Source organism: Mameliella sp. MMSF_3455 (genome assembly GCF_030733205.1).
Classification (GTDB): Bacteria; Pseudomonadota; Alphaproteobacteria; order Rhodobacterales; family Rhodobacteraceae; genus Antarctobacter.
On record NZ_JASHJL010000068.1, the window covers coordinates 1 to 18,328 of the forward strand.

The 18,328-nt window shown below is 69.4% G+C and carries 15 protein-coding genes; 5 read left to right on the plus strand and 10 right to left on the minus strand.

Features of this window, described 5'->3' with window-relative positions:
• The 3 genes from RBB42_RS26670 to RBB42_RS26680 all read left to right on the plus strand — a co-directional run.
• Positions 1-1,893, plus strand: a 1,893-nt coding sequence (locus RBB42_RS26670) for a glycosyltransferase (protein ID WP_306043933.1), incomplete at its 5' end; no start/stop codon positions are given.
• A 1-nt stretch (position 1,894) separates the two neighbouring features.
• Positions 1,895-3,670: a hypothetical protein gene (locus RBB42_RS26675; RefSeq protein ID WP_305972388.1), complete on the plus strand. Its 1,776-nt coding sequence runs from the start codon at positions 1,895-1,897 to the stop codon at positions 3,668-3,670.
• A 30-nt stretch (positions 3,671-3,700) separates the two neighbouring features.
• Complete coding sequence (locus tag RBB42_RS26680; RefSeq protein WP_305972389.1) at positions 3,701-5,110, plus strand: mannose-1-phosphate guanylyltransferase/mannose-6-phosphate isomerase; 1,410 nt, start codon at positions 3,701-3,703, stop codon at positions 5,108-5,110.
• A 142-nt stretch (positions 5,111-5,252) separates the two neighbouring features.
• On the opposite strand, the gene RBB42_RS26685 is transcribed toward RBB42_RS26680, so the two are convergent.
• The 7 genes from RBB42_RS26685 to RBB42_RS26710 all read right to left on the minus strand — a co-directional run bounded on the left by RBB42_RS26685 (position 5,253) and on the right by RBB42_RS26710 (position 10,918).
• Positions 5,253-5,612: a hypothetical protein gene (locus RBB42_RS26685; RefSeq protein WP_305972390.1), complete on the minus strand. Its 360-nt coding sequence runs from the start codon at positions 5,610-5,612 to the stop codon at positions 5,253-5,255.
• Between the two features lie 118 nt (positions 5,613-5,730).
• The gene (locus RBB42_RS26690) at positions 5,731-6,018 is read right to left on the minus strand and encodes a hypothetical protein (protein WP_305972391.1); all 288 of its coding nucleotides are present in this window, start codon (positions 6,016-6,018) and stop codon (positions 5,731-5,733) included.
• A 12-nt stretch (positions 6,019-6,030) separates the two neighbouring features.
• Positions 6,031-7,077 carry a DUF2793 domain-containing protein gene (locus tag RBB42_RS26695; RefSeq protein ID WP_305972392.1) on the minus strand — a complete coding sequence of 349 codons (1,047 nt, stop codon included), beginning with the start codon at positions 7,075-7,077 and terminating at the stop codon, positions 6,031-6,033.
• 34 nt (positions 7,078-7,111) lie between these two features.
• The gene (locus RBB42_RS28195; RefSeq protein ID WP_371931823.1) at positions 7,112-7,360 is read right to left on the minus strand and encodes a DUF2306 domain-containing protein; all 249 of its coding nucleotides are present in this window, start codon (positions 7,358-7,360) and stop codon (positions 7,112-7,114) included.
• Positions 7,361-7,444: 84 nt separating this feature from the next.
• Positions 7,445-7,912, minus strand: coding sequence for a hypothetical protein (locus RBB42_RS26700; RefSeq protein WP_305972393.1), 468 nt, complete (start codon positions 7,910-7,912; stop codon positions 7,445-7,447).
• A gap of 277 nt (positions 7,913-8,189) precedes the next feature.
• Positions 8,190-9,539 (minus strand): hypothetical protein, encoded by a 1,350-nt coding sequence (locus RBB42_RS26705; RefSeq protein ID WP_305972394.1) that lies wholly within the window; start codon positions 9,537-9,539, stop codon positions 8,190-8,192.
• A 353-nt stretch (positions 9,540-9,892) separates the two neighbouring features.
• A complete protein-coding gene (locus RBB42_RS26710) occupies positions 9,893-10,918 on the minus strand; it encodes a replication initiator protein A (RefSeq protein WP_305972395.1) in 1,026 nt (341 codons plus the stop codon).
• 471 nt (positions 10,919-11,389) lie between these two features.
• Between RBB42_RS26710 and RBB42_RS26715 the strand changes: the two genes are divergently transcribed.
• Together RBB42_RS26715 and RBB42_RS26720 are read left to right on the plus strand one after the other, a co-directional pair.
• Positions 11,390-12,766, plus strand: a complete 1,377-nt coding sequence (locus RBB42_RS26715) for an AAA family ATPase (protein ID WP_305972396.1) — start codon at positions 11,390-11,392, stop codon at positions 12,764-12,766.
• Positions 12,767-13,102: 336 nt separating this feature from the next.
• Complete coding sequence (locus tag RBB42_RS26720; RefSeq protein ID WP_305972397.1) at positions 13,103-14,095, plus strand: ParB/RepB/Spo0J family partition protein; 993 nt, start codon at positions 13,103-13,105, stop codon at positions 14,093-14,095.
• A 23-nt stretch (positions 14,096-14,118) separates the two neighbouring features.
• On the opposite strand, the gene RBB42_RS26725 is transcribed toward RBB42_RS26720, so the two are convergent.
• The 3 genes from RBB42_RS26725 to RBB42_RS26735 form a co-directional block, all read right to left on the minus strand.
• Positions 14,119-15,246, minus strand: a complete 1,128-nt coding sequence (locus RBB42_RS26725; protein WP_305972398.1) for a hypothetical protein — start codon at positions 15,244-15,246, stop codon at positions 14,119-14,121.
• Positions 15,243-17,426 (minus strand): glycosyltransferase, encoded by a 2,184-nt coding sequence (locus RBB42_RS26730; RefSeq protein ID WP_305972399.1) that lies wholly within the window; start codon positions 17,424-17,426, stop codon positions 15,243-15,245. The genes RBB42_RS26725 and RBB42_RS26730 overlap by 4 nt, the downstream gene beginning before the upstream one ends.
• Before the next feature lie 102 nt (positions 17,427-17,528).
• A partial coding sequence (locus RBB42_RS26735) for an ABC transporter permease (protein WP_371931842.1) occupies positions 17,529-18,328 on the minus strand: 800 nt, incomplete at its 5' end.

An 18,328-nucleotide genomic window follows, 5' to 3' on the forward strand; every position in this document is an offset into this window, starting at 1 on the left:
CTGTTCGCCTATGCCGAGTTCCTGCGCCTGCGCGACCGGCTGGACAGCCGGTTCGACCCGGCCCGCCGCCCCGGCGACGTGTTGCCCTTCCTGCGCCATTACCTCGACGATTACGGCAGCGCCCGCGCCGGGCTGCGCATCCCGCTCTCGGCGCAGGCGATCGACTGGCTGAACGCCCCCGGCGACGGGGATGCCCCGTCGCGCGCCATCGGCGCCTTCCGCGACGAGGTGCCGGGGTTGCAGGGCGCGGCCCTGGCCTATTGGTGGGCCGCCCGCCGCGCGCCCGAGATGGGCTGCGAGGATTGCCTGGTACCGGGGGAGATCCTGGCAAGCCTCGCGGCCCCCGCCCCCGGCCAGCCGGCGGGCGACTGGCCGCTGTCGGCCTTCATGCTGCGCTTTCGCGCCGAACTGCCGGAACTGGCGGCGCTGGACCCCGGGCGCCCCGAGGGGCCCCGCGACCTGACCTGCGCCCTGATGGTGCTGGCGCTCTCGCGCCCCGATCTCTTGCGCTACATCCCCGAAGCAAGCCGCACCGCCGCGCTGGAGGGCGGCGCGCTGGCAGGGTTCTGCCGGGCGACGGGCGGGCCGGAGATCACCTCGGCGGGCTATGCCCGGGCGCTGGCGCGGGCGGGCTTCGACTTGCACGGCCTGTCCTTCACCTGCCGCACCGCCGAGGGCCACCGGGCGGAGTTTGCCCGCCACCCGCCCCCGGCAGAGGCCCCCGAAGCGGGACCCGGAACTGATGTGCAGGTGATCGGCCCCTTTGCCCGCGCCTCGGGCCTGGGCCAGGCCACCCGGCTGTCGGCGCGGATGCTGGATGAGGCGGGTTTTGCCGTGCACCGGGTGGATTGCGCGCTCGACGATCCCTCGCCCGGTGGCGGCGGCAAGGCCGCGGCCTGGCGCCCGGCGCGCGTCAACCTCTGGCATCTCAACGTCGAGGCGCTGCCGCTGGCGGTGGCCTACCTGCCCGATGTCTTCTCGGGGCGCCACAATATCGCCTATCCCTTCTGGGAACTGGACAGCCCCGCCGCCTGCCATTTCCTGGGCCTGCAAATGGTCGACGAGCTTTGGGTGGCCGCGCCTTTCGGCGTCGAGAGCTTTGCCCCGCATTGCGCCTGCCCGGTCCGGGAGGTCGGCATGAGCTACGAGCCCCTGCCCGAGATCCCGCGCGAGCCGGCCCGCGCCCGCCTGCGCGCCCGGACCGGCGCCGGGCCGGAAGAGTTCACCTTTCTCGTCAGCTTCGACAGTTTCTCCTTTCTGGGGCGCAAGAACCCGCAGGGCGTGCTGGCCGCCTTCGAGCGGGCCTTTCCCCGGGACGCGCCCGACGGCCCGCCGGTGCGGCTGCTGATCAAGACCCAGAACCGCGCGCGGGTGGCCGACCCGGCACAGGCCCGCATGTGGCAGGCGGTGGACGCGGCGCTGGCGCGCGATCCGCGCATCACCCTGCTGGACGCGACCCTGCCCTATGACGAGGTGCTGCAGCTGGTGCGGGGGGCGGATGCCTATGTCTCGCTGCACCGTGCCGAGGGCTGGGGCTTTGGCATGATCGAGGCGATGAACCTCGGGACGCCGGTGCTGGCCACCGCCTATTCCGCCAACATGGCCTTCTGCAGCGCAGACAGCTGCTGGCTGGTGGATTACAGCCTGACCGAGGTCGGCCCGGATGCGTACATCTTTGTCCGCCCGGGCCAGCACTGGGCCGAGCCCGACATCGCCCATGCCGCCGCCCAGATGCGGGCGCTCTACGACCAGCCCGAAGAACGTGTCGCCCGCGCCGCCCGGGCCCAGGCGCGGATCCGCCGCGACTTCTCTCCGGAGGCGGTGGGCGCGCGCTATGCCGCGCGGCTGCGGCCCCTGCTGGCGCATCCGCCCACGCGGGCAGCGGGAGGCTGAGATGGCGGAGCGGCTGATCCTGCACGCGGGCTATCACCAGGCCGGGGCCGGGCTGATCCGGCAATGGCTGGAGGATCACGCCGAGATCCTCGCCCCGCACCTGGCGCTCTACGGTCCCGATCACCCGCAGGTCGTCCCGCTGCGCGCGGCGGCGCTGGCCACGGCGCGGGGCCGGGCGGGGGCGCGCACCGCCCTGGCCGAGGCCGCCCGCGCGCTGGCCGCGGTAATCCGGGATGAGCCGGCGCCGCAGGTCTGCCTGAGCGAGGAAGACCTGCTGGGCCCTCCGCTGGGCCATGCCGAGGCCGGCCACCTCGAGACCGAGATCTATCCCGGCCTCTGCCCGATCCTCGATGCGCTGATGGCGGAACTGGCGGAGTTCGACCCGGTACTGACCCTTTTCGAGCGCAACCCGCCGGCCTGGCTGAAGAACCTGCACCGGCAGGCGGTGAACCGGGGCGGCTTCGCGGGCGATCTCGACAGCTACATGGCGCAGTTCGACCCGCAGGTCGACTGGACGGGGTTGCACGACGAGATCACCTTTGCCCTGCAGGGGCGCGGCACACTTGCGACCTGGGCCTTCGAGAAGGAATTCGCCCGCGGCGCGGTGGCGGAGATGGGGATTTTCCGGCTGCTCGGGATCCCCGCGGCGCTGATGGAGCAATGCCGCCCGACCCTGCGCGCCCGCCCCGAGACCGACCCGCGCCCCGATGACGGGCCCGCGGCCCCGCCTCCCGTCCTGCTGATGGGCGGCGCCAATGCGATGGTGGCCGAGGGCTGGGGCCATGTGCTGCGGCGCGACCATGCCCGGCAGGTCACGGGGCGGAATCTCTCGGGGGTGGCGGGCACCACGGCGACGGCGCTCTACCGGCTGCTGGCGCAGGGCGACAACTGGCCCGGGGCGCCGGTGATCTGGGAACAGGGGATCAACGAATACACCCACCTGGCCGGCGGCCAGGACCTGGCCAGCCTGATCTACCACGTCGAATGGCTGTTGCAGCTCTGTGCCCGGCAGGGCCGGCCCTTCGTGGCGCTGCTGACGCGGAGCCGGATGCAGGCGGGCATGGCGCAGGACGACAGCTATGTCACCCGGCTGCGCGCGCTCTTCGCCGATTACGGCGTCACGGTGCTGGACGACGGCGCGCTGATCCGGGTGCTGGAACGCGGCCCGCCCGGGGATCTCGACGCCTGGTACGCGCGCAACGCGGTCCACGAGACGACGACCCCCCTGCCCCGGCGGCTGGCCGAGGCGGCGCTGGTGGCGCTGGAAACGGCGCCGGCGCCGCGCCCGCCCCGGGACCGCGCGGCGCATTTCGACGCGCTGACGCTCTGCCTGCGCGCGCCCGCCACCCGCAGCGACAGCTTTGCGCTGGCCGGGATGGACTGCCCCTTTGCCCCGTTCGGCGAACCCCTGCCCATCGAGACCAGGGGCCGGGCGCTGGCGGCGATCCTCGTGACCTCGGGCAGCGGCCCGGTGATCCGGGTCGCGGCCGGCAAGACCCTCTTGGGCCGCTATGTGACGCAGGTTCCGCACGGCCCCGGCCACCCGCCGCAGCAATTGCGCCAGCTGGTGCTGGGCGACGGGGCCGGCGGGGTTGAGATACCCGGCGGGGTGGTGCAGATAGACATCGACACGCCTCCCGATAACCCGGCCGACACCCCGCCCGACAAGCTGATCATCCAGACCATGTATCACCAAGGCGATCCCCCCTCCGATCCGCGGCCCGCCGGGCTGGTGGCGCTTTTGTGCGAAGAGCCTCGCAAGGGGATGGCCCGATGATTTTGCTCCAACTCGAAGGATATTGATTCAATGATCTTCCCGGTTCTTCTCTGCGGCGGGTCCGGCACCCGTCTCTGGCCCCTCTCGCGCAAGTCCTACCCCAAGCAGTTCGCCGACCTGGTGGGCGAGGAAAGCCTGTTCCAGGCCTCGGCCCGGCGCTTTACCGGGTCCGGCTTTGCCGCGCCGCTGGTGGTCACCGGGGATCCCTTCCGCTTTATCGTGACCGAGCAGCTGGACGAGATCGGGCTGAAGCCCGCGGGCATCCTGATCGAACCGGAGGGCCGCAACACCGCCCCCGCCGCCGCTGCTGCCGCGCTCTTTGCCCTGGCCCAGGACGCCGAGGCGATGATCCTGCTGGCGCCCTCGGATCACGCCATCTCGCAGCCCGAACTGTTCCGCGACGCGGTGCTGCAGGGGGCCACCGCCGCCGAGGCCGGGCAGATCGTCACCTTCGGCATCGCGCCCACCCGGGCGGAAACCGGCTATGGCTGGCTGGAAACCGGGGCCGAGCAGAATGGTGTCCTGAAACTGGAACGTTTCGTCGAGAAACCCGACGCAGAGACCGCCGAAAAACTGTTCGGCGACGGGCGCTATCTCTGGAACGCGGGGGTTTTCCTGGCAAAGGCATCGGTGCTCGTCGATGCCTTCCGCGACCATGCCCCGGGGATCCTCGACCAGGTCGGCGCGGCGATGCAGGCGGCCAAGGGCGACCTGGGCTTTACCCGCATCGATCCCGAGCTCTGGGCGCAGGTCGAGGACCAGTCGATCGACTACGCGGTGATGGAAAAGGCGCCCAACCTCTCGGCGGTGCGCTTCGACGGCCACTGGACCGACCTGGGCGGCTGGGAATCCGTCTGGCTGGAGTCGGAACGCGACGACGCCGGCAACGCGGTCTCCGACCATGCCACCGCGCTCGACTGCGAGGGCTCGCTCCTGCGTGCCGAGACCGCCGACCAGGAGCTGATCGGCATCGGGCTCAAGAACATGGTCGCCGTCTCCATGCGCGACGCGGTCATGGTTGCCGACATGTCCGAGGCGCAGAACGTCAAGAAGGCGGTCAAGGTGCTGCGCGACCGCGGCGCCAAGCAGGCCACCGATTTCCCGATCGACCACCGCCCCTGGGGCTGGTTCGAAAGTCTGGTGATCGGCGAGCGTTTCCAGGTGAAGCGCATCCACGTCCACCCCGGCGCGGCGCTGAGCCTGCAATCGCACCACCACCGATCCGAACACTGGATCGTCGTGCAGGGCACCGCCAGGGTGACGGTGGATGAAGAGGTCAAGCTGGTGACGGAAAACCAGTCGGTCTACATCCCGCTGGGTGCGGTGCACCGGATGGAAAACCCCGGCAAGGTGCCGATGGTGCTGATCGAGGTGCAGACGGGGTCCTACCTCGGCGAGGACGACATCATCCGCTACGAGGACGTCTACGCGCGGAGTTGAGCGCGGTCGGAGGAGCCACGGTTTCGGCCCCCGCGCGGCCATCCCGCGTCCGCGGCGTCGGGGTCGAAACCGGAACGCCTTGCCCGTCCGGGCCCGTCTGGCCCCGCCCGCGCCTTGCGCAGGCCAGCGTTCACGCCCGCTTTCAGGCCAGCTCCATGACAACGATCACGTACTGCCGGTCATCCGGCAGCGCCTCGATCTGCGCCCGGATCGCCTCCCAATTCTCGGCTCGACGCGTCTCCCGGACCTCATCCCAGATGCCCAGGCATTCCGTTTTCGAGACTTCGATGGCCCATGCGCCCCAATCGAGCTGGCGTGCCGGGAACCGGCCCGAAGCGGCATGGCTCTCGTACCATCGGTGGCTGAAGGCAAGATCGAGGTGAAATTCGCGCGGAACCAGCCTGGGCGGCGTATTCCCCGTGTTGAAGCCTGCGTCGTCGCGGCCTTCCCACAGAAAACCGGGCGCGTTCCTGTCCCCGATGAAACTCCGGTAACTCGGCATCCCGGCCCTCCCCCTTGAGTGTCGACAGGCGTGATTGCCGACAGGGGAGCATGTCGACCCCATGCGGGTCCAGTGTCCTTCTTGCTGTTCTCCTGCCGCCGCCGCTTCGGCCCGGGGCTCACCCCGGAACCGGGATCTCTCCGTCCGTCTCCACCGTGACCGGTTGCGGAAAGCGCAGCGCCTCGGGCGCATCCGCCCCGTGCGGCAGCAGCACCAAAGCCGCCAGCCCCGCGTCGGTGACACGCACCGCCTGCACCCAGCCTTCGCCGGGCGTTTCCGGGCTCTCTGCCGCCAGCGCCGCCAGGTCATAGGTCTCGCCATTGGCGACCAGGATATTGCCCCGCCGCTCCAGCACCAGGGTCCCGTCCCGGCGCACCGGCGCGAAATCTATCGTCAGGTGAGTCATGGTCATCCCTCCTCAGATCCAGCGTCCGCAGGCCATCAGCCCGGTGTTCAGCGTCACCCGCGATCCCGACAGCCCCCAGACCGAAAAGCTCACCCCCCCGGCTGCAGGCGCCCCGGTCGAGGCGAAATGCGCCGTCTGGACCTGGTTCGTGGCCTGCACCATCGGCACCGACCCGCTGGCAAAGGCGGCGGGAAAGCTCCACAGCGTCGCGCCCGAAGAACTGGACGACATCTGATGCCAGCAGATCTGCGTGCCATCCGCCAGCCGCAGGTAATGCCCGTTGGCGTTCGACCCGCTTTCCAGCACCGCGCCGGTGGGCGTGCCGCCCGATTGCGCGACCGCCCCCAGCAGGTTGCCCGGCCCATAGGCGTAATCCGCCCGCGCCAGTTTCCCGGCGCCGGTGTCGGTCGGCGCGTCCTGTACCGCCGCGCCCGACGCCGTGCCGCTTGTCCCGTCAAAGGCCAGCGCCGTGACCCAGGCGGCACCATCGGCGCTGACCTTGATGGCAAAGTCATCCGTGCCCGTGGTGCCCATCTCGGCCCGGCCCGACCAGCCGGTCTGGAACAGCAGGCTGGCGGTCTCGGTCTCCGCGGCCTTGTTCACCTTCAGCTGGTGGCCCGCGCCGTCATGGGTCAGCAGGGTGGCCGGCGCCGTGCTGGTCAGCCGGTTGGTGGCATCCGCCGCCCCGTTCACGCCCAGCGTCTCCGCCTGCAGGGTCCCAGCCCCGTCCTGCCACTGGCTGCCGTCGAACCGGACCTGTGCATCCTCGCCCAGCACCCGCGCCTGCCAGCCCGCCACCGGCGCCTGGAAGATCCATGTATTCATGTCGTATACAGCGATCTCGTCCGCGTGGCCGGCCCACACCCCGGTGGCCCCGGCGGGCACCAGGTAGCGGTCGCCCTGCGCCGGGCTGGCGGGCGGCGCGGTCACATCGCGGGCGATCACCGCCAGCTGCACCGCCACGTCCAGCCGCCGCAGCGCCTCGTTGTGGGTGACATGTTTCTGCGCCTGCGACGGCAGCAGGTAAGGCAGCGTGAGAACCGCCGAGACATCGGACATGGGACAACCCTCCTCGAAGCACCGGAGGGGAGAACTAGGGAGAGAGGGTTAACGCGGCTCTATGCCAACGCACGCCCCCACCGGGATCGCGCAACACCGGAGGTCGGGGGCCCCCCCGCCGGATCGCGCGAATGACGTAGATCAACGTGGCAAAGACCAGGAGCGATAGGACGTGAATGATCGAAAACGGCCCGAACCATTGGAACTCATGAATCCAGAAACCCGACATCGCGACCACACCCATGGCGCCGACCCAGACATGGCCAAGCGCCTTGTGCGCCATCGTCCCTTTGGGAGTCAGGAACTGAACCGCGCCCCCCCCATCGCGAGGAGTGCGACGAGCGCGTGAACGGAAATGACTGCGCCGTCATTCCACAGGGTTTGCCAATTCATGCCGACCCCTCCCGTAGATCATGGACAGGACGAGGCCTTGGGCCACTGTGACCCCAATCCAGAACACAAGCTCGACCGCGACAAGTGCAACCGGTTCGCCGAACATGTTGAAGGGTGTGTGGAACTCGAAATACAGCGCCATCAGCGCCCATAGTATGGCGGCAAAGGCCAGACCCCGCGTCACGATTCCACGCGGCAACGCGGGCTCGATCCAATAGAAGACCAGACCATGGATGGCTCCAATCGCGGCGGCGATGACCATGTATAGCGGGCCGTTCGTGAACATGAGGGGAAGCGGTTCCGTCTCGAAAAGAACCGCGATGACCTTGGCACTTTGAGTTTCGTTCTCGAAAAGTAGCGGCCGGCCGAGTTGAAAGAAGAGGATATTGCTGACGACATTGGCAACGGTGATCGCGACAGCCCCGCCAACGGCAGCTCTCAATAGCTTCGCGTAGGTGATGGCTTCCCTCTTTCAGTTGCTTCCGTGATGTGGGGGCTTCGGGCAGATCCCTTCGACCAGGATCGCGCGAGCTTGGCAGCGCACATGCTGCCACTGACGATCAGGAAAGGCGTCTGCCGACCTGATCGAGGCCACCCTAGCAGTCGCTATCGGTATCCTCAAACGTACATGCAGCGGCTGCATATGGCGGCCGGTGCGACGTCAAAAACGGTGGTTACCGTCCTGGCGATACACTCCGGGCTCAATCACCTAGAACGGTCTACCTCAGAAGGCGGTACATCTCCGTGTTTTTGGGATCCCAGGGGATTGCCTGCCCGCCCGTGGCATAGGCGATCAGGTTGTGCTCGAGCACCCTGCGGACGGGATGGTCGCAGGAACCGAACCGACTGATCTCCGCTCGGAAGTGGTCTGTCCCGCGTTCAAAATGCGCCCCTTTCACGAAGCGCGCGAAAGGCGCAGGGACGTCGGTATAGATATCGACCCCTTCTTGACGCTGGATCGTGATGCCACCCAGCGTCCGGAGTTCGCTTCCGGGCGTCGAGCGTCGATAGACTTGCACTTTCCTGTCACCGCAATAGCCGAGCACTTCTTTGCGGGTCAGCCCGTAGGCGGCAAGCACGAGGTTGCGGCGGTTGTCCCGGGCTCTGCTGTCCAAAGTGGATGCCATGTATTCTCCGCCGAAGAGCGCCACTGCACCGCGGAATCCGTCCGCGACCTCCTTCGCCAGTGGCAGGGCCGTTTGCCGGTCGAAGGTCGCGAAGCGGCCAAACAGGATCGGGCGAAGCTTGCTGCCCTCCGGCAGCAATCCGTCGATGTTGTAGCGTTCGAGCCGTTCGACGAAGGCCGCGCGCTGTTCCGCGAGACGCCGCTCTGCCGCAATGCGCCGCTCCTCGGCGACAGCTCTTTCACGCTCCTCCTCCGCCGCACGGGCCACGGCCGCTGCCCGCGCGGCCTCTGCCTCGCGCTGTACGCCGAGCAGCCTGTCAAGGTCGGTTCTGTCGGCAAGGCACGCGAGATCGCCGCGGCAGTTGCGCTCGCGCTTCGACGCCCAGACCTCGGGAGCGGGGTTTCGCCAAGCGAAGAGCGGCTCGACGAAGTCGGGGTCGTCGGGTGGAGCGAGCAGGGCGCGAGTCTTCTCCCATTCGACCGGATAAGCCTCCGCAATCTCGCGGGCGACCGCGCGGAGGCGCTCGGCATCCGCGTCACCCGCAGCGTCGAGCTCCGTGGCCTCCTTGGGGGTGACGAGCGGCGTATCGGGTGGCCTGCCGACGGCGAGACGCAGCGCCACGGCGCGTTGTTCCATCTCGGTAAGCAGGCAGTTTCTGTCGCCGTTGCACCTCCGCATATCCAGTGCGAGGCTGTTTCTGACCTGGCGCAGCACCATCCAGCCCGGCAGAGAGCCAGACGATCCGATCTCAACCTTCGCCAGACCTTGTAATTCCGCGCCGAGCAGGTTCTGTTCATGAAAGAGTGCTCGGAGTTCGGGATCGGTACAATAGGGACTGGCGGCGGGATCGGTGTCACAACCGAGATAGTTCCCAACCGGATCGACTGGAACGTCACCGACCGCGTTTCCGGCCAAGGCCATTCCGAGCAGAAACGCAGCCATGGCGGATCCCTCACTTGGGAAGCGCGCGGGAGAAGGCCGACCGACCGACAGTGCGCGGCGCCATGCCAAGAATTTCCAGATATGCCCCATTGCGAGCCTTTCTCGGAATCAAATCATTACTCTGAGATCGTCTTGTGCGGATAAGAGGTTTCCAGAGTAGCGAGCTACGAGCTTTCTGTCACCCGTGGGACCTCCCCCAGCCTGTGGGTGCAGCTGTGTCAAAACCGGTGGTTTCTGACCGTCTCGCCAACTGACCGGCGGAGTAACGCTTCAAACCGGCCACGAACCACCTGCAAATCCCACGCCCCGGGGCTTCGCCCTTCGTGGCCTCGAACTCTCCCCCGGAGAGTTTGTCAGGCTTCGCCTGACCCGGCCACGAACCCCAGAAACGCCTTGTCGGCGTTCCGCACCGGCGCCCGGCCCGTGCGCGCCCACCAGGCGCGCCACTCGGCCTCCAGCGCGTAGACATCCGCGCCGGGGCGCAGGGCCCGCGCCGCCTCGAGCGTCTCGGGGCTGAGCGGCGGCAGGCCGGTCCCCGGTCCCTGCCCTGGCCCCTCCTCGACCACCACGTCGCGGCGGCTGAAGACCACCATGTCGCCCTCGACCTCCTCCAGCGCGTAATCCGGCAGGTGATCCTGGGCCACCATCTTGCGGATCGCGGCGCGGAACACCCGCACCGGCGCGGCGCTCCCCGCCTTCTTGTGCAGCACCCCCACGCTCACCCGCCACGACTTCTGCCGCCCGCAATGCTTGCGCGCCAGTTCATAGATCCGCCGCTCCAACGGTTTCCTCAGCCGGAAATAATCGCGCGACAGCGTCAGCACGGATTTCGCCAGCACCGCCCGGTAGAGCCAGTCCGACAGCACCACCCGGACCGAGACCATGCGTCCGCCCCGGGTCTTGCGCACGATCTCCCAGGCCTCGATCAGGCCGAAACCGCGCGTCGTCTCCTCTCCGCCGGTGGCGATGTTGGTGGTGATGCGCGTGCCCGCCAGCCGCTCGAAGGCCTCCTTCAGCCGCGCATAGGCATCCCCCGAGGTGTCCCGGTTGGTCGCCACCAAGAGATCATGGGCGCGCAGGGTCAGCTGCCGCGACACCTCGCGGCCCGCGTTCACCGCCGCCATCAGCTGGGAGATGCAGTAGATCAGGATGTCCTTGTCGTGGATCGTCGCCCGGCCCTTGACCGAGGGCGTGACCTCGACGCTCATGCCGTTGTGGGCGTAGCGCAGCACCCGCGTGTCCGGCCGCGTCGAGAGCGAAAAGATCGGATGTTCCATCGAGGCCATGTCATCCTTGGGCGCGGCATCGAAGATGTCGCAGACAAAGAAATCCCCGGTCGGATGGCGGTCGGGCAGAAGCCCCCCGGTCGTGCTGCTCATCTTGCCCTCGCCGCCCCCCGGGCCTCTCTCACGTCCCGGTTTGGTCCGGAATCGCTTTCGGGGGATCAGTGACACCCAGCCTAAAGTTATCCACAAGACCCGTCCACCGGCCCGGCGGAAAAACCCGGGGAAAACCGCCGCGCTTTCGGGGGAGCAGAGTCGCCTCCTCGGGGGATCAGAGTCGGCCCAGCGTGGGTTCAGAGTCGCCCCCCTTCGGCAAAGCCCGTGATTCCGGGGGGTTGCACGGAAAATTCCCACCTTAACGGATTCTATAACCTTGAATTAACACATCCCTTCGGGCCAGATTTGCCACATCTCCACGGCTCCTCCACAAAATCCCCGCTTATGTGCGCATTTCCTTCCCATGTGCGCTGTTTTGACGTATCCTGAGAAAAAGAGCGCACATCGCGCCGTATCGAGCCCCACCCGCCCCCGGGACACAGGACAGGACCATCCCATGAGAGCACCCGCATGAGCGCGCTTCCGCCCTATGTCGGCATCGACTCCGACCTTGCCGCCACGCAGCTCGACGCCCCCGCCGGCACCGCCGATTTCGCCCGCATCGCCAGCGCCTGCGCCGCCGGGCGCCAGGATCTCGAAAGCCGAGGCCTCGAGGAACACGGCAAGCGCAGCCTGCGGCTGTTCTCGACCTGGGAAATCACCCGCTACCTGATCCCCGTCGCAACCGGCCATTTCCGCCGCGTGCTCAAGGAAAACCCGGAGCTGCCGCAGGGCCGTTCGGAAACCGCGGGCGGCGCCAAGTGGTTCACCCTCGACGAGGTGCTGAAACTGCGCGCCCATTTCGGCGCCAAGGGATCCAAGACCAAGGATTACCGCCCCTACCGCCCCGGGGGCCTGCCGGCCAAGATGCTGGCGGTGGCGAATTTCAAGGGCGGGGTCGGCAAGACCTCGACCGCCGCCCATCTTGCCATGTCCGCCGCGCTCGATGGTTACAAGGTGCTGGTGATCGACCTCGACAGCCAGGGCTCCATGACCTCGATCTTCGGCGGCAGGATCGAGGATGAATGGCAGACGGTCTTTCCCCTGCTGGCACGCCACTACGCCCGCCACCTGCAGGGCGACAACCAGGCCCGCGCCGCCCGGGGCGAGGCGCCGCAACCGCTGGACGACACGCTGTCCGAGGCGCTCGAGGCGACCGCGCAGGGGCTGATCCAGGAAACCCACTGGCCCAACATCGACCTGATCGGCGCCCAGCTGAACCTCTACTGGGCCGAGTTCCAGATCCCGGTCTGGCGGATGGCGGCGCGCGGCTGGCGGCTCTGGGACGCGTTGACCGAAAGCCTCGAGGAGGACGGCGTTCTCGACGACTACGACCTCGTCTTCATCGATACACCCCCTGCCCTCGGCTACCTGACGATCAACGGGCTGGCCGCCGCCGACATCCTGCTGGTGCCGCTGGGGGCCTCGTTCCTCGAGTTCGACAGTACCGGGCGTTTCTTCGACATGCTGCATTCCACCTTCGGCTCGATCGAGGAGGCCGAGAACATCGCCGCCCGGGCGCTCGGCCGCGAGGGGCTGGCCTTTGAGTGGGACGCGGTGCGCGCGGTGGTCACCCGCTACGACGGCGCCCAGCAGGCGGAACTGGCGGCGCTGATGCAAAGCTACCTGGGCACGACGCTGTCACCGCACCGGCAGGGCTACACGGCGCTGATCGGCCAAGCCGGCGAACAGGTGCAGGGCATCTACGAGGCCGATTACCGCGATTTCAACCGCGAGACCTATGTCCGCGGGCGCGAGACCTTCGACGCCACATGGGCGGCGGTCAAAAGCCTGGTGATCGGCGCCTGGCGGCGGGACGAACGCGCGAACGCACAGGCCGCCGAATGAAGGGGCTCCGCCGGTTCGCCCCTCGAACTCTCCCCGGGAGAGTTTGCCGCGTCTCGCTGTTTCGCGCGCGAAACGGTGAGAGCGCGGGGCATCATGCCAGAGGTTTGTCGGGGGCGCTGCCCCCGTCTCCCTTCGGTCGACTCCCCCGGAGGTATTTTCAGAGAAAAGAAGCACAAGAGCGCGCTCGGCCATGTTTCTTCTCTCTCCAAATACCTCCGGGGGGAGGCTCGAAGAGCCGGGGGGCAGCGCCCCCTGCCCGGCTGACCACCGTGCGCCCCGCTCAGACTGTCTTAACCCCGGACCGCAGACTTGGGGACAACCCAAGGAGGACATGACATGGCCAAGCGCAAACGCCTGACCCCCGCCAACCCGATGTTCCTGGAACCGGCGCCGGAAACCAAATCCGCCGTCAGCGCCCCCTCCCGCGCGCCCATCGCCGATGTCGCCCGCGAGGCCAGCGCCACCGCAGCGGCCGAGGAACTGGCCCGGCAGCGTGACCAGGACCGCGCCGAGGGGCGCATGGTGATCGCGGTGTCCCTGTCCGAGATCCGGCGCGACTATCTCTCGCGCGACCGCATCCCGACGGTGGACGAGGAAGAGATGGCCGCCCTGGTCGAGAGCATCCGCGCCCGCGGCCAGCAAAGCCCGGTCGACCTGGTCGATCTCTATCCCAACCGGGACGGGGCGCGTTACGGGCTGATCTCGGGCTGGCGGCGCTGCCTGGCGCTGGAACGGCTGCAGGCCGAGACCGGCGAGGCGCGCTTTGGCAAGGTGCTGGCGCTGCTGCGGCGGCCTTCGGAAAGCGCCGAGGCCTATGTGGCGATGATCGAGGAAAACGAGATCCGCGTCGGACTGAGCCATTACGAGCGCGCCCGCATCGTCACCCGCGCGGTCGAGGCCGGGGCCTATCCCGACGAGGCCGAGGCGCTGCGCGGGCTCTTTGCCACGGCGTCGCGCGCGAAACGGTCCAAGATCAAGAGCTTTACCGCGATCGTGCGGGCCCTGGACGGAGAGCTGGGCTTTCCCCGCGCGCTTGGCGAACGCCAGGGGCTGGCGCTGGCGCAGGCGCTGGAGGAGAGCCCGGGTCTGGCGCGTCAGCTGACCGCCCTGCTGCGCCGCGAGGCCCCCGCTACGCCCGAGGCCGAGGCGGCGCTGTTGCGCCGGGCCCTGGCGCCGGCGAAACCCGCCAGCGCCCCGGCGCCCTCCCCTGCCCCGGTGACGGTGGTGCGGCGGTCGTCGCGCGAACTGGCGTTGATCGGGGCGGACCTGGACGAGAGTTTCCTGAAGGATCTCGAGGCCTGGATCGCGAAACGCAGCCGCAAGGGCTGAGCGTTTCGCGCGCGAAACATGCCTCAGAGGCCCAGCGACAGCCGCCGCCGGCGCAGCCCCGCGTCCAGCGCGATGAGGTGTTCCAGCGCCCGCGCCAGCGCCACGTCCCAGCTGTGGGCCGAGGCGCGGGTGGCCAGCACCGGCTGCAATGGCGGCACGGGTTTGCCCGCCGCCTCTGCCGCCCTCCCCACGCCCCGGACCAGTGCACGGTAGAGCGCGGCCAGGTCCTCGGGGTCGTCGAGCGGGCTGCGCCCGCGGATCAGCTCGGCGTGATAGGGATCCTCGGCCAGTTGCCAGCGGGGATCGGCGCGATCCGCCTTCGGCAAGAGCGGCAGGAGCCGGTCAAGGTCGGCGCGGGTGGCCTCGCGCAGCGGGCCTAGGTGGCGCGGCAGCACCGCCCAGGGGCGCGGGGCCCCGGCCACATGGCACCAGCGGCGGAACACCTCCTCGGTGGTGCGGTCCTGTGCATCGGCGCGGTAGCGCCGGTTGCGCATGAGAAAGCCCAGGAAGGCGGGCGGCAGCGCGCCCGGGGTGCCCTGCGCGGGCCGGGGCAGATCCGTGCCCAGCAGCGCCTCTGCCGCCGGCAGCGGGTCTTCCTCGGCCAGGGCCAGCGCCAGCCGCGTGTTGGGCAGCGCGGCCCAGCGGACCAAGTCGCTGCCCAGCGTGTAGGGCATGCCCGTCTGCGCCAGCCAGCTGCCAAAGCCGCGCCCGCTCCAGATGCCCCATTCCCAGTAGGCGGCGTTCAGCCAGTCCAGCGGCGGGCGCACCAGGGCGCAGATGCCGATCGGCGCTCCGCTGTCCGCGGCGAACCAGTCCGGCAGCGCCTCGGCGAAACTCTCGGCATGGCTGATCCAGCCCGGCTCCGAGACCAGCGGCACCGCCCCGCCCCGCTTGCGCCGCAGCCGGTCGAGCGGAGCCAGCGGCGCCTCGGTGCCGGACCAGTCCAGCCGCCCCGAGACCTCGCGCGCGGCGGTCCGGCGCAACGCCTTGCCCGAGAGCACGGCCTGGCTGCCCGGGCGCAGCGCGGCATAGGACAGGCGGGTGCCGTCGCCGGTGGTCAGTTCGGGCGTGGTCGACAGAGCGCGCTGCAGGGCATGCGCGCCACATGCGGGCGCGCCCACGTGCAGGACGATCGTCGGGGTCTCGCTCATGCCCCTGCCCCGCTCAGCCGTTTCGCAGCGTCCAGGACCGCCGCCGTGTCCTGGACGGCGGAGAGCGGCAGCAGCGCGCCCGGCGCCCCCCGCGCCATCGCCGCGCGCACCGCGTCGCCCTGTGCGCCGAGGTCGAAGACCATGACCGGCAGCCCGCTGGCCAGCGCCTCGTGGGTGGTAAAGGAAAAGGTCTCGGGCCAGACCGAGGGGATGAACCAGCAGGTGATGCCGTAGCGTTCGACCAGCGCGGGCAGGTCCGCGACCGCGTAGCGCCCGTGGTGGCGCGCGGGGCGGTGCAGCCGGTAGGCCGGGTCGATCTCGCCCAGCAGGACAAGGCCGGGGTCGCCTGGCGTCAGCGCCCGGCTCAGCCGCTGCACCACGCCCGCGCCCTTGTGCGGGGCGAGGCTGCCCAGCACGCCGATCACGGGCGGGCCTTCGGGGCGCGCGATCGCGGGCACATGGGCGGGCAGCGCGTGGGGGTGCACCTCGATCCGGGCGCCGGCATAGGCCTGGGCCATCAGCCGCGCCGAGGCCTCGGAGAAACAGGTGACACGGTCGGCGGCATAGACCAGCCGCCCCCAGTCCGCCCGCCAGCGCGACAGCGGCACGCCGGCGCCGTCGGGGCGGCGGGTGGCATGGCGGGCGCTGGCGGTCTGCGGGTCGGGCAGGCCTTTCCAGGTCTCGCCGGCCTCCAGCAACGAGGGCGTGGGCGAGAGCGGGAAATAGTCATGCACCAGCACCTCGAGCGGATCGCCGGGGGTGCGCAGCGACAGCAGCAGGTCGGGCAGGGTGACGGGATCGGGATCGCCGACACCGCAGGCATAGATGATCTGCCGCGCCGTGACCGGCGCCAGCAGCTGGGCGATCAGCGGCGCGCTGGCGGTGCCGCCCGAGGTCAGGCCCTTGCTGCCGTCCGGGCGGCGGCTGTGCAGTTCCAGCGTAAAGCGGAACACGCCCCCCACCCGGATCACGAAGGCGGCGCCGACACGGTCGAGATCACCGGCAATGCGGCGCTCCAGGTCGACCTCGGCGCCGCCGCCCATGCTGTGGGCCAGGGTGACGGGCAGCGGGCCGCGCCGGGTCTGTTCCACCTCGGCCAGCCCCAGCGCGAGGCGCGCGGTGACCAGCGGATCGCGGCGCAGGAAGCCGTGCACCTCGGCGTCGAAGCGGGGATAGCGGTGGGTGATCCGCGCGCTGTTGCGGGCGATGAGCGCGCGCTTTGCCTCCGAGCCGAAGCTCTGCCCGCCCATGTGGGCGACGAAGAGATCCGGCACGTAGAGATGGGTGAACCCCTTCTGGGCGGTCTTCTGGCACCAGTCGACCTCTTCGCCGTAGCCGGGGGCAAAGTCCGGGTCGAAGTCCGGCACCTCTGCCAGCGCGGCCGGCGAGAGTGCCATGCAGAACCCCACGCCGGCGGGGGCGGCCTGCTGCGCGGCGCCGTTCAGCGTGGCGGCGTAGCGGTCCACCGCGTCGGCGACCTCGGCGTCGATCTCGCGCGCGCGGCCCGGTTCGGGGACCGAGCCCAGCTCGGCATCGTTCGACAAGGGCGTGACCGATCCCACGCGCGCATCCTCCCAGATCGGGCGCAAGAGGCGCTGTGCCCAGCCCGCGGGCAAGAAGGCATCGGTATTGAGCAGCACCACCGGGGCATCGGGCCAGGCCCGCGCCGCCTGCATCCCCGCGGTGACGGCGCCGACAAAGCCCCGGTTTTCCGGCAGTTCGATCAGTTCCGCGCCCGCGTGGCGCCCGGCCCAGTCGCGCAGAAAGGGCAGGACATCCGGATCGGGCGAGGCATCGTCGACGATCACGATGCGCCAGGGGATCCCGGTATGCGCCGCCACCCGGCGCAGGGCCTCGCGCGTCAGCTCCAGCGCGTTGTAGACCGGCATGACAAGGGTGACGGCGACCTCCTCGGGGGGCGGGGCGTCGTTTCGCGCGCGAAACAGCGCGCCGTCCAGTTCCACCGGCGCCGGGCCGGAGAGGTCGAGCAGCTGCTTGACCCGCGCCCGCGCCGCCGGGTCGCGATGCCGCGCCCAGCGGATCGCATCGGGCAGGGCGCGTGTGCCCGCCGCGACAAAGCCGGGCAGCAGCCGCAGGCGTGCGCAGCGCGGGCAGGGCGCATCCTGGGGCAGGTGATAGGCGGCGTAGATACCAAAGAGCCGCCGGACGCGATGCAGCACGAGGGTCCCCCTGAAGGCTGAACCCTCATCAACCACAGATCGCCCGGGGGGCCAATCCCCGGGGGATGTTTCGCGCGCGAAACACCCCGATCCGCGGGCGGATCACATCTCCAGCGCGGTCTTGTGGTCGCGCCGGAGCAGCATCAGCCCCAGCACCAGCGCCACCAGCCCGAAGAGCGCGACGTAGCTCTCGGACACATAGGGCGCGTCGTAGTTGGGGTAGAAGCCGTGCCGCATCATCCCCACCAGGTGCACCAGCGGGTTGTACCACAGCCAGTTGTTGTAGGGTTCGGGGATGGTGTCGAACAGGAAGAAGACACAGGACAGCAGGAACAGCGGCCGCATCAGGATTGACCAGAACCGCTGGTAAAGTGGGAAGCGCAGCATCATGAAACAGTTGAAGGTCCCCACCCCCAGCGCCAGCAGCGCCGCCAGCGCATAGGCCCGCGCGATCACCGGCCCGTCCATCACCACCCGCGTGTCGAAGATCAGCAGGATCGAGCCGATCACCAGGTAGCTGACCAGGAACTGGGTCATCAGGTTCAGCCCGAAGCGCGCCAGGATCGTGTCGAGGAAGGTCACCCGCGGGTAGGCCAGCAACTGCTTGGAGTAGTTCATCGACTGCCCCAGCTTGCCGGTGATGTCGGTGAACAGGGTGAAGGGCAGCATGCCCGTCGCGTAGAACATCGCGAAACTGACCCCCAGCGGCGGCGAGCGGAACCCGACCGAGAACAGCGCCGTGAGCAGCGCGATGCCGGCGGCCGGCTCCAGCACCGCCCAGGCATAGCCGCCCGGCGAGCGCCCGTAGGAGGTGGCCATCTCGCGCAGGATCAGCGCGGTGATCGTGCGCAGGGTGGCGAAACGCGGAATGCCCTGGCGGATGCGCGGGCGCTGGGGGGCGG

Bases quoted from the DNA above. Each gene is read 5' to 3' on its own strand.
- RBB42_RS26675 (WP_305972388.1), top strand. From the start codon at position 1,895: ATGGCGGAGCGGCTGATCCTGCACGCGGGCTATCACCAGGCCGGGGCC.
- RBB42_RS26680 (WP_305972389.1), top strand. From the start codon at position 3,701: ATGATCTTCCCGGTTCTTCTCTGCGGCGGGTCCGGCACCCGTCTCTGG.
- RBB42_RS26685 (WP_305972390.1), bottom strand. From the start codon at position 5,612: ATGCCGAGTTACCGGAGTTTCATCGGGGACAGGAACGCGCCCGGTTTT.
- RBB42_RS26690 (WP_305972391.1), bottom strand. From the start codon at position 6,018: ATGACTCACCTGACGATAGATTTCGCGCCGGTGCGCCGGGACGGGACC.
- RBB42_RS26695 (WP_305972392.1), bottom strand. From the start codon at position 7,077: ATGTCCGATGTCTCGGCGGTTCTCACGCTGCCTTACCTGCTGCCGTCG.
- RBB42_RS28195 (WP_371931823.1), bottom strand. From the start codon at position 7,360: ATGGCGCACAAGGCGCTTGGCCATGTCTGGGTCGGCGCCATGGGTGTG.
- RBB42_RS26705 (WP_305972394.1), bottom strand. From the start codon at position 9,539: ATGGCTGCGTTTCTGCTCGGAATGGCCTTGGCCGGAAACGCGGTCGGT.
- RBB42_RS26710 (WP_305972395.1), bottom strand. From the start codon at position 10,918: ATGAGCAGCACGACCGGGGGGCTTCTGCCCGACCGCCATCCGACCGGG.
- RBB42_RS26715 (WP_305972396.1), top strand. From the start codon at position 11,390: ATGAGCGCGCTTCCGCCCTATGTCGGCATCGACTCCGACCTTGCCGCC.
- RBB42_RS26720 (WP_305972397.1), top strand. From the start codon at position 13,103: ATGGCCAAGCGCAAACGCCTGACCCCCGCCAACCCGATGTTCCTGGAA.
- RBB42_RS26725 (WP_305972398.1), bottom strand. From the start codon at position 15,246: ATGAGCGAGACCCCGACGATCGTCCTGCACGTGGGCGCGCCCGCATGT.